Origin of the sequence: Sulfuricaulis sp. (assembly GCF_049587675.1) — a bacterium.
Lineage (GTDB): Bacteria > Pseudomonadota > Gammaproteobacteria > Acidiferrobacterales > Sulfurifustaceae > Sulfuricaulis.
The window spans coordinates 1-10,944 of sequence record NZ_JBAVEJ010000241.1 but is presented as its reverse complement, the minus strand read 5'-3'; the positions used below and the strand labels follow the sequence as shown (position 1 = coordinate 10,944).

Here is a 10,944-nt window from a genome sequence, read left to right as displayed (position 1 = left end):
GCGCCAGCGCCTCGGCCTCCTCCACCGCGCGTCGCGCGTACGGCAGCAGCGCCGCGCCAACCGCCGTGAGCGCCACGGATTTCCTGGTGCGCTCGAACAGCGCCACGCCCAGCTCGTCCTCGAGCTTTTTGATCTGGCCCGAGAGTGTCGGCTGCGACACGAAGCTGCGCGCCGCCGCCTGCCCGAAGTGGCGCGTTTCGGCGAGCGCGATGAAGTACTTGAGGTCACGCAGGTTCATATCGGGCTTCCGGCGGGCCAAAAATGTATATAGGTAATTCCTATCATACTGACTTAAAATAACGATTGGAACGATTAAACGCCAGGGCCTAGGCTGCGTCTCATCAACGGTGGGCCGTGACGCCGTTTGCCGGAACCGGCGGGATTGTGACCGCCCTCAACGAACCGGACCCGGAGCCGTGACAGGCTCCGGGAATTTCACGGCGAACCTAATGTGACGAAGTAATGGAGAGAACACATGTCAACCGAAGCAAAGTGCCCGTTTGTACACAAAACCGGGAGCGGTACGTCGAACCACGATTGGTGGCCGAACCAGTTGCACCTCGAAATCCTGCACCAGCATACCCCCGAGTCCAGCCCGATGGGCGAGGACTTCAACTACGCCGAGGAATTCAAGACCCTCGATCTCGCGGCCGTGAAGAAGGACCTCACCGCCCTGATGACCGACTCGCAAGAGTGGTGGCCCGCGGATTACGGTCACTACGGACCTTTCTTCATCCGTATGGCCTGGCACAGCGCAGGCACCTACCGTACAGGTGACGGCCGTGGTGGTGCAGGCCACGGCAACCAGCGTTTCGCTCCTATCAACAGCTGGCCCGATAACGTCAACCTCGACAAGGCCCGCCGGCTCCTGTGGCCGATCAAGCAGAAATACGGCAAGAAAATCTCCTGGGCCGACCTCATCATTCTCGCGGGCAACGTCGGAATGGAATCGATGGGTTTCAAGACCTTCGGATTCGGCGGCGGACGCGAGGATATCTGGGCGCCGGAGATCGATGTCTACTGGGGCAATGAAGAAAAGTGGCTGGACGACAAGGCCCGTTATTCCGGCGAACGCGACCTCGAAAATCCGCTCGCTGCCGTGCAGATGGGCCTGATCTATGTCAACCCGGAAGGCCCGGGCGGCAACCCGGACCCGGTTGCGTCCGGCCGCGACGTGCGCGAGACCTTTGCGCGCATGGCGATGAACGACGAAGAGACGGTGGCACTTACCTGCGGTGGTCATACCTTCGGCAAATGCCACGGCGCCGGTCCGGCCACGCACGTGGGGCCGGAGCCCGAAGCCGCGCCCATCGAGCAGATGGGCCTGGGCTGGAAGAGCAGCTTCAGAAGCGGCAAGGGCGGCGATCAGATCGGCAGCGGTCTGGAAGGCTCGTGGACGCCGACCCCGACCAAGTGGGACATGACCTATCTCGACATGCTGTTCGGCAACGAGTGGGTCGTGGAGAAAAGCCCGGCGGGCGCTTGGCAGTGGACGCCGAAGCGGGAGACCGACAGCAACCAGGCGCCGGCCGCCGACGACGCGTCGAAGCGGGTCCAGATCATCATGACCGCTGCGGATATGGCGATGCGCATGGATCCGATCTATGAGCCGATCGCACGGCGCTTCCACAAGAATCCGGAAGAATTCGCCGACGCCTTCGCCCGCGCCTGGTTCAAGCTGACCCACCGCGACATGGGTCCCCGTGCGCGCTATCTCGGCCCCGAAGTGCCCAAGGAAGCGCTGATCTGGCAAGACCCCATCCCCGCCGTCGATCACCCCCTGATCAACGACCAGGACGTCGCCGCCCTCAAGGCTAAAGTACTGGCATCCGGGCTGAGTGTTTTGGAGCTGGTCTCGACCGCCTGGGCCTCTGCGTCGACGTTCCGCGGTTCCGACAAACGTGGCGGCGCCAACGGCGCGCGCATTCGTCTCGCGCCGCAGAAGGACTGGGAAGCCAACCAGCCGAAGCAACTGGCCAACGTGCTTGGAAAGCTCGAAGGCATCCAGAGTGGGTTCAATGCTGGCGGCAAGAAGGTCTCAATGGCCGATCTAATCGTGTTGGCCGGCTGCGCCGGTGTCGAAGAGGCGGCAAAGAAAGCGGGCCATGCCGTGACGGTACCGTTCACGCCGGGCCGCATGGACGCCTCGCCGGAACAAACCGATGTCGAGGCCTTTGCCGTGCTGGAACCGATCGCGGATGGCTTCCGCAACTACCAGAAGGGCAAGTACTCCGTCTCGGCCGAGGAGCTGCTGCTCGACAAGGCGCAGCTGCTGACGCTCACCGCGCCCGAGATGACGGTGCTGGTCGGTGGCATGCGCGCGCTGAACGCGAATGTCGGTCAATCCAAGCACGGGGTCTTCACCAAGCGGCCGGAGGCGCTCACGAACGACTTTTTCGTCAACCTGCTCGACATGGGCACGGCGTGGAAGGCGGTCTCGAAAGCGGAGGATGTGTTTGAGGGTAGTGATCGAGCGACGGGTAAACTTAAGTGGACCGGAACCCGTGTCGATCTGATCTTCGGTTCAAACTCCCAGCTCCGGGCCCTGGCTGAAGTCTACGGAAGTTCGGACGCGCAGGAGCGGTTTGTCCATGACTTTGTAGCGGCCTGGACCAAGGTGATGAACCTGGATCGCTTCGATCTTGCGTGATTCCGGAGGATCGGCCTTCAAGGTCTGATGCTGATTCGCCCCGACCTGGCATCGGGTTGTCCCGGGCTAGGTGTCGCCAAGGGTTCTCGGAATCGACGTCAAGGAAGTGAAGGCCGCGTAGTAATTAGGTGTGGGGCGCGCGGGACATCTGTCCCGCGCGCCTTTTTGTCCGTACCACTCAACCAGCGGAGGTGAAGGCAAATGAAAGCATTATTGATCGACCCGGACAACCGCTCCCTCGAGCCAATCGACATCCAGGGTCGCGAGGACATCGCGAAACTGATCGGTTACGACACCATCGAGTCCGACGCGGTCGGAACCGCAGGGGACCGTTTGCATTTCGACGAGGAGTGCTTTCTGCGCGGCAGCAGCGGGCGTTTCCAGATAGACAGCGTGATTCCGGTGTCGGGCAAGGCGGTGATCGTCGGCACGGCCGATGACGGCAGCACGCTGCGCGATGTGGCGACGGACGTCGACAGCCTGCGCAGCCGCATCAAGTACCTTTAATCGGTAATACCTATTAATAAATAATATATAAACGATTGGAACAATATATCGACGCGGTCTAAATTCTCCCTCGACGTTACTGCCGCGGCTCCGCCAATCAAAGCGTCGGGATAAACAATCCCGCGGGATTGCATCAATCCCATAACTTCCGCCACCAGCGCTTGCGACCCTCGGGACGGTGCGCGCGGTCATAAAACGCCACGGGCGGCAACCGGCTCATGACCCAGCCGGGCAGCGGCGGGTTGTCGCTGAAACCGCACTGCACGCCAAGATTGTTCGGATCGAAGATCTTGATCATGGAAGGCTCGGTTTTGCTGTCGGTATAGACGATGCCGCAATAATCCTCCTGATGTTCGCGGCGCACCAGCGCGTCGATCTCGGAGATGAAGGTGTTAACCTGCTCGGCGGTAGAAGTCGCGGCCGGTGGCGGCTCGCCGATGGCATACACATACCAACCGGCCGCGGCATTGCTTCGCACCACTACCCAGAAGGCATCGAGGTCCTCCCAACTCAGCAGACTGGTGAAATGGCCGCGAAAAGCGGCGTAATAAGGGTTCTCTAGGATTGCGGCCTGCATGATCTCGTCTCCGTAACAGTCTGCGGAATATTAGGATACTTTATCGTCCAACCGGTTTTAGATAAACAGGCACACGTCGGATTGCTGCGCCACCGGCAGGAAGCTGGCCGCGCCGATCCAGTCCTTGACCTCGGGAATGAAATCCTCGCGCGAGTAACCGAACAGGTCGACCGTCATCTGGCAGGCGACCAGGTTCACGCCGGCCTCAACGCACACGTCGCGCAGTTCCTGAATGGAAGCCACGCCGTTATTCTTGACGGTCTTCTTCATCAGGCCCGTGGCCAGTTTCTCGAAGCCGGGAACGCCGGCCATGACGGCGTTCGGGATATTCCAGTTGATGCCCTGGAACCATTCCGGTCCGAACGGCATTTTCATCGGCATGCCGGGATTGCCCAAAGGACTGACCTGGAGATTGAGCTCTTTCTTGAGCAGTTCGAGCCCGTAAAACGTGAAGAACACCGACACGTCCCAGCCAAGGGCCGAGGCGGTCGAGGCAAGTATGAACGGCGGATAGGCCCAGTCCATGGTGCCCTTGGTGGCGATGATGGCGAGCGATGGCGTCTTGTTCTCCTCCACTTCTTTCAGTTTTTTCGCGAAGCGATCATCGAACCAGGCGTCGAGTTCCGTGCCGTGTTTCTGCAAAAGTTCGCTGGGAATACTACCGGATGACTTTTCAGCTAGTTTTGACATGATTGCCTCCTTTCAAAGGCTGGCTGTTTCACCGACGGAAGGATATCCGTCAGTGTTTGCGGATCTGGAAAACATATTCGCCTCCGTTCTGTTCGGAGGAAACCAGTTCGTTTCCGGTCGATTTGCAAAAGGCGTCGAAATCCTTGACCGAGCCCGGATCGGTGGCGCGCACATGTAAAACCTCTCCGTGCTGTAAACCGTTAAGTGCTTTTTTCGCGCGCAATATAGGCAGCGGACAGTTCAATCCTCGGGCATCGAGTTCCTGTGCGGTCGTTGTCATGGTCATCTCCTGTCTGGGGTTGAGAGAGTCTTGAGATTCAGTCACGCCACCTGGCACAGGCGCGGCCACGGATAGCCTTCGGCCTTGAGGTCGTCCAGATGCTCGCGCACCGCCGCGCGCCAGTCTTTCTTCGGCGAATAGCCCAGTTTTTGGCGAGCATAATCGTTGGGGCAAACCCAGTTCTCGCACAAGTGCACGATGGAGCGCGTCAGAAACGGAGAGGAGCCCGGCATGACCGGCTTGAGCGCTTCCATCAGCCAGCCGAAGGCATAACCGGCCGGGTAGGCAACGCTGTAAAGCGGCTTGGGGAAACCGGTCTCGGCGGCGATGTATTCGACGACTTCGCGAAGCGTCGGATATTCAGCGCCGCATATATTGAATGATTCGTAATCGTTCAGATTTTGCGCGACCGACGCCAGCATGAATGCATTGCCCAGATCCGTGTCGCCCACCAGTGGCAAGTGCTTGCGCCCGCCCGCGAGCCACGGCACCAGATAGGTCCGCAGCCGCGGCACCAGTGCCGGTAGCATTCCCAGACGATTACCGGTTCCGACAAAATGGCCGAGACGCATCGTGATCATTTGCGTGCCGCGCGAGCTGTTGGCGCGCATGTACTGGTCAAGATCGATCAGGCAGTCGAGATGCGGCCAGAAGCCGGTATGTTTTGTTTCCGAGAAATCATCGCAAGGTTTGTTGTCTTTCGCGACGGCGCCAATCACGACTGTGCTCGTCTGAATAAATCGTTTCACGCCCTGTCGGATGGATTGCTCTATGAGGTCACGGGCCGGTTCAAAAAAACGCTCGCGCTCCAGCGCCTTGTGGTTCCACATCGACGCCCAGTTACCCGCGCTGCAGATGACATCTACTTCCTTCACTACGTCGCGCCGGTAATTCCCATCCATCAAGTTACCAATTCGTGCCTCGCCCTTGAAATTTCGTGGGAGTTTCTCGCGTCGCCGGCAGGCGGCGATTGGTTCAACCCCGGGTTGCACCGCCATGGCGCTGAGAATGTTGCTGCCCAAAAATCCCGTGGCGCCCGTCACCAGTACACGAATCTTTTTTTCCGTATTCATGGTTTCTCCCGATTATTCTGATTTGTTATCAGTATGGGCTCACAAGGAGTCCACCCATTTCTTGAGCCGGGATGTTTCCCGCAGGATCAGTTCCGGCTGGCCGAAGGTATGTGTCAGCAGGCTGACGCCCTGCAGCACCGTCACCAGATGCAGGGCGAGATCAGCGGACTCCGATCCCTTGCCGAGCAGATGAAACTGCCGCTCGGTCCACGACAGGATCGCGGCCATCAAGGTCGCCGCCTTCTCCGCGAGCACTCCGCCGTCCTTGTGAAGTTCCTGACAAAGGCTGCCGATGGGACAGCCGCTGGCGGCCAAGGCCTGGCGCTGACTCTCCACTTCTTCGATCAATGCGTGGATACGCTTTCTCGGGTCCGGGAGCTTGTCCCACGCGGCGATGAGGCCACCATAAAAATTCGCCCGGTGCTCGATCAATGCGTGACCAATCTCTTCCTTGGTTTTGAAGTAGTAGTAAACGTTGCCCAGGGGGACTTCGGCCTGCTGCGCGATATCGGCGAGCGTGGTCTGGTTGAAGCCCTGCCGATGAACCAACTTGTTCGCCGCTTCGAGCAAGCGCGAGCGTTTGCTGGTTTCTTTACTTTCCATAATAATTATTTACAATCAATTAATTATACTATTAGTAAGTTATCTAACTAAATTATGGAACGCTAATATAGATCTGTCAAGAAAATACCTGTTCCCGGCAGAAAGACGAGATAAAACAGCGGTAATTCAGCAACGCGCTCGACACTGGTGCTTTGACGGGCTGTCTTAACGGGATCATGACCCGGCTTCGGGGTCCGGCTGGAAAACACCACGCTATACTGCGTTCAGTCATTAGAGGGCACGACATGGATACCCTGACACACGCCCTGAGCGGTGCGTTACTGGCGCGCGCGACCGAACCAGAACGGCCGCGAGCCGATCAGTTGCCGCGACGTACACGCATGTGGATCGGCTTCATCGCCGCCGCGTTTCCCGACAGCGACTTCGTCACGCGCTTCATCGATCCCCTGACCTACCTCACCACGCATCGCGGCATCACGCATTCGGTTATCATGTTGCCACTGTGGTCATTCTTGCTGGCGCTGCTCTTCATGCTGCTGGTGCGAAAAAAATATTCGTGGCGCGCGTTCGTGGGTGTGGTGGCGCTGGGCATAGGCATCCATATCGCGGGGGACGTAATCACCGCCTTTGGCACCATGATCTTCGCACCGTTCTCCGACTGGCGCGCGCAGTTCCCAACCACCTTCATCATCGATCCCTACTTCACGACCATCATCGTCAGTGGGTTGATTGCCTCCTCCCTGTGGAGCTCCACACGCCGGCCGGCCGTGATCGGGCTTGCGGTGCTCGTCGGCTACGTCGGATTTCAGGCCGTGCTGCATCAACGCGCGACCGCGATAGGCGAGGCTTACGCAGTGAAGCATCATCTGGACGCGGGACAGGTCCAGGCAATTCCGCAGCCGTTCTCACCGTTCAATTGGATGATCGTCTTGCCGCAGAAGGACGCCTACTATCTCGCTTATGTCAGTCTCTGGCGCAGCGAGATACCGGAATTTCCGCCCGCCGGCGCCAACTGGCTATACCAGGTGAATGCCTCATACTTTCCGGTGGCCGATGCCATCTGGAACCGCGTCCCCCGCTTCGGAGCCAGCAATGAGGTCAACTTGGCGGAACAGGTTTGGTACTCCGAGGCACTCGCACCGTTTCGCCGCTTTGCGGAATTTCCGGCGCTGTACCGCGTGGATCATAAAAAGGATGGTCTGTGCGTATGGTTCAACGATCTGCGCTTCGCGCTCGCTGGAAGAACCATGCCGTTCCGATATGGAGCCTGCCGGAACGGGACTGACACCGTCTGGCGTATACACCGTCTGTTCAGCGACGACAACGGGCTGGAAATCCTCGACGCCATTCCGCATTAATAATTCTTCCGTCACAGTGAACTCGGAGCACACAGGGATTTCTGAAACATCCTGGTATCTTTTTTTTCTCCGTGTTCTATGTGGCTCACAGCTAAAACATATCCATCGGGTCGACATCGAGCGACCAGCGCACCTTGTTGCTGAATTTCGACTCGGCCAGTTGCTCCACCCATTGACTCAAAAAAGTATGTAACGGAGCGCGTTTCGATGACTGCACCAGCAACTGCGCGCGGTAGCGCCCGGCGCGCCGTTCCATGGGCGCGGGGACCGGCGCCATGATTTGCACGCCTTTCTCCGGCACCAGTCGCGCAGCCAGCGCGTGCGCATCGTGGAGAAATTTGAGCGCGGCTCCCGGCGCCGGCGATTCGGCACGCAGGAGTGCGAGATGGCTGTAGGGCGGGTAGCCGGTTTCGTGGCGCTCGGTGAGCGCAAACCCGGCAAAGCCGTGAAAATCGTGCCGCTGCAACGCGTTGAACAAGGGGTGATCCGGATGCCAGGTCTGGATCAGCACCTCACCCGGCTTGTCGGCGCGGCCGGCGCGGCCGCTGACCTGCATGATCAGCTGGAACAGGCGCTCGCTGGAGCGGAAGTCCGTCCCATACAGGCCCTGATCGGCGTTGAGTATTCCGACCAGCGTGACGTTGGGAAAGTCATGCCCCTTCGAGAGCATTTGCGTGCCAACCAGGATGTCGGCCTCGCCGGCGTGGACACGTCGCAGTTTTTCCTCGAGCGCACCTTTGCGGCTGGTACTGTCGCGATCGACACGCTCGATGCGCGCCTTCGGGAAAAATTTCGTCAGCGCCCCTTCCACGCGCTCCGTGCCTTCGCCGAGCGGATGCAGATTTTCCCCCTGACAGGACGGACAGCGCCGCGTCATATCCTGTTCGGCTCCGCAATGATGGCAAAGCAGCTTCTGTCTTTTCTGGTGCAGCGTCAGCTGCGCATCGCAGCGCCGGCACGGCGCGACCCAGCCGCAGTCGAAGCACATCCACACCGGGGCGAAACCGCGTCGGTTCAGAAACAGAATACTCTGCTCTCCCTTCGCGAGCCGCGCCGCGATCGCCTCGCGCAACGGCAGCGACAGGCCTTCGCTGGGCTTGAGCCGCCGCATGTCGAGCAGGCGCACCTCGGGCATGCCGGCACCGCCCGTGCGGTCCGGAAGTTCCAGCAAGGTGTACGTACCGTCGCGCGCGTTCCGCAGGCTTTCCAGCGACGGCGTGGCCGAGCCCAACACGATGGGAATTTTTTCCCGCGAAGCGCGCATCACGGCCACATCGCGTGCCGAATAACGGAAGCCGTCTTGCTGCTTGTAGGAGGCATCATGCTCCTCGTCGACCACGATGAGACCGGGATTCTTGAGCGGCGTGAACACGGCGGAACGGGTGCCGAGGACTATTGGCGCTTTTCCGTCACGCGCGGCAAGCCAGGCATTCAGGCGCTCCTGATCGTTAAGCCCGGAGTGCAGCACCGCGATCGGAACGCGAAATCGCCGTTCAAAACGGCCGACCAGCTGGGGAGTGAGGCTGATTTCCGGCACCAGCGCCAGCGTCTGCTTTCCCTGTGCCAGCACCTGTGCGATGACATTCAGATAGACCTCGGTTTTGCCGCTGCCGGTGACGCCGTGCAGCAGGTAAGGCTGGTAGCGGCCGAGATCCGCAGTGATTGTGACTACTGCGGATTGCTGTCCCGGATTGAGTTCTGGCGAAGCTTCGGTATCGCGATCGAGGCTGGGCCCAGAATCACGCTGGTAACTGCTCACCCACCCTTTGGTGCGCAGCGCCTTGAGCCCCGCCGTCCAACGGGGCGAGATTTGTGCCAGCTGCTCTGCTTCGAGACCCTCCGGTGCCGCCGCTAAAACTTGCAACAATCGCTTCTGTGCCGGCACGCGCTTCAGCGTTTCCGGATCCACGGCCCTGGCTTTGGGGGTAAGCGTCCATACCGTTACGCCGCTGATGACGCCGGCACGGCCCTGACGCAGGCGCGCGGGCAGGGCCGCATTAATCACCTCGCCGAGAGGATGGTGATAGTAGTCGGCTGCCCAGCGCAGTAGGTCCAGCAGTGGCGGCGCGAGCAGGGGGACGGCATCCAGCGACTCCGTGATCGGTTTGAGTCGGCTGTGGGGCAGATCGCTTCGCGCAACTTCACCCACCACTATACCCACCACCTCGCGACGACCGAATGACACACGCACGCGCGTGCCGGATGGCAATTCAACCGGAGATAAATAATCAAACGCGCGGCGCAAAGGAGTGGGGACGGCTACTTGGACGATGTGCGAGGACGCAGTCATGGCGGCGACTCTATCACGGGGGCTGCCATCTCCCGAGACGAAGGATTTCGGAGATGGCAGCCGGCGACTCAAGGAGCAAGGCTCTGGAATGGCAGCCATGCTTCCTCCGTCCGAAGGGCCTGCCACCGCCCGAGGCGATAGCTCTTTCGGCGGTGGCAGCCAGTGCGACTCAAAGAACGCTGTCTCTTGTGGCAGCCTGGCGTACTCCCTTCGAAGGAGCTTCGCTTCGGAAGGGAGTCGCCCTTCGCCACGGGACGGAGTCGCGCCACCTCGCCCGAGGCGCAAACTTTTTCTGCGGTCGCGGCCAAGCGACTCAGGGCGGCGACTCTAAACGGGACGGAACCGCAACATAACTTCAGCTGGAAGTTAATTCGCCAATTGCAAAATGATTTGCGCGTTTACTGTGCAAACCGTGAAACACTGCGGCTCCACGTTCACAAATTTGTCATGAACACCCGCTAACCACTTGTATCTAAACGGGGCGTGCGTTACTCACAATATCTGTGGATAACAATGTTAATGACATGACCGTCGCCATTTCAGTGCCGGGAATTTTCAGGGTTTTTGTTAAATTGATTAAAAAATAAACTGACCTGAAATTTTATTAAAAATCAGTTACCTATATGAAAAAACCCGCTATTTCTTCATGCGTTTTTGCCTGGAGTAAGCGCGCTTTTTTCCCACGTGATTGACTGTGCATAAAGTAGACAGCTGGAACATTTTTTTCAGCAAAAAATGCCTGCAATTCGAGCACGCCTTGGCTAGGCAGCAAACACCACAGCGATTAGGATGCGGCTCAAACATGGATGAGGGCTTGGATAATGGCGAGTTAAGGACATGATCAGTCTGCGCAAGGCTCAGGATCGCGGACATTTGAACCACGGTTGGCTCGACACCTCCCACACGTTTTCCTTTGCTGACTATTATGACCCTGGTCAGATGGGCTTTTCGGTCC

At 59.1% G+C, this 10,944-nt stretch carries 10 protein-coding genes and 1 pseudogene; 4 read left to right on the top strand and 7 right to left on the bottom strand.

Annotated elements, in window-relative coordinates; genetic code table 11:
• A partial coding sequence (locus WB402_RS12700; protein WP_424208418.1) for a LysR family transcriptional regulator occupies positions 1 to 238 on the bottom strand: 238 nt, incomplete at its 3' end.
• Between the two features lie 237 nt (positions 239 to 475).
• On the opposite strand from WB402_RS12700, the gene katG reads away from it, so the two are divergent.
• Together katG and WB402_RS12690 are read left to right on the top strand one after the other, a co-directional pair.
• Complete coding sequence (katG, locus tag WB402_RS12695; protein WP_424208416.1) at positions 476 to 2,650, top strand: catalase/peroxidase HPI; 2,175 nt, start codon at positions 476 to 478, stop codon at positions 2,648 to 2,650.
• 201 nt (positions 2,651 to 2,851) lie between these two features.
• The gene (locus WB402_RS12690) at positions 2,852 to 3,157 is read left to right on the top strand and encodes a hypothetical protein (RefSeq protein ID WP_424208414.1); all 306 of its coding nucleotides are present in this window, start codon (positions 2,852 to 2,854) and stop codon (positions 3,155 to 3,157) included.
• A gap of 133 nt (positions 3,158 to 3,290) precedes the next feature.
• Here WB402_RS12690 and WB402_RS12685 read toward each other — a convergent pair whose 3' ends face one another.
• The 5 genes from WB402_RS12685 to WB402_RS12665 are packed head-to-tail and all read right to left on the bottom strand — an operon-like array spanning position 3,291 to position 6,380.
• Positions 3,291 to 3,734, bottom strand: a complete 444-nt coding sequence (locus tag WB402_RS12685; RefSeq protein ID WP_424208413.1) for a hypothetical protein — start codon at positions 3,732 to 3,734, stop codon at positions 3,291 to 3,293.
• Between the two features lie 57 nt (positions 3,735 to 3,791).
• Positions 3,792 to 4,424 (bottom strand): sulfur carrier protein DsrE2, encoded by a 633-nt coding sequence (gene dsrE2, locus WB402_RS12680; protein WP_424208411.1) that lies wholly within the window; start codon positions 4,422 to 4,424, stop codon positions 3,792 to 3,794.
• Positions 4,425 to 4,473: 49 nt separating this feature from the next.
• Positions 4,474 to 4,704 carry a sulfurtransferase TusA family protein gene (locus WB402_RS12675; RefSeq protein WP_424208409.1) on the bottom strand — a complete coding sequence of 77 codons (231 nt, stop codon included), beginning with the start codon at positions 4,702 to 4,704 and terminating at the stop codon, positions 4,474 to 4,476.
• A 41-nt stretch (positions 4,705 to 4,745) separates the two neighbouring features.
• Positions 4,746 to 5,777 (bottom strand): NAD-dependent epimerase/dehydratase family protein, encoded by a 1,032-nt coding sequence (locus tag WB402_RS12670; RefSeq protein ID WP_424208407.1) that lies wholly within the window; start codon positions 5,775 to 5,777, stop codon positions 4,746 to 4,748.
• A gap of 39 nt (positions 5,778 to 5,816) precedes the next feature.
• Complete coding sequence (locus WB402_RS12665; protein ID WP_424208405.1) at positions 5,817 to 6,380, bottom strand: TetR/AcrR family transcriptional regulator; 564 nt, start codon at positions 6,378 to 6,380, stop codon at positions 5,817 to 5,819.
• Positions 6,381 to 6,625: 245 nt separating this feature from the next.
• Here WB402_RS12665 and WB402_RS12660 point away from each other — a divergent pair, with 245 nt between their 5' ends.
• On the top strand, positions 6,626 to 7,699 hold the full coding sequence (locus tag WB402_RS12660) for a metal-dependent hydrolase (RefSeq protein WP_424208403.1): 1,074 nt from the start codon (positions 6,626 to 6,628) through the stop codon (positions 7,697 to 7,699).
• A 91-nt stretch (positions 7,700 to 7,790) separates the two neighbouring features.
• Here the strand turns inward: WB402_RS12660 and WB402_RS12655 are convergent, their stop codons facing one another.
• Positions 7,791 to 9,989 carry a primosomal protein N' gene (locus WB402_RS12655; RefSeq protein ID WP_424208401.1) on the bottom strand — a complete coding sequence of 733 codons (2,199 nt, stop codon included), beginning with the start codon at positions 9,987 to 9,989 and terminating at the stop codon, positions 7,791 to 7,793.
• Positions 9,990 to 10,826: 837 nt separating this feature from the next.
• On the opposite strand from WB402_RS12655, the pseudogene WB402_RS12650 reads away from it, so the two are divergent.
• Positions 10,827 to 10,944 (top strand): annotated as a pseudogene (locus tag WB402_RS12650) (pirin family protein); the annotation flags it as partial.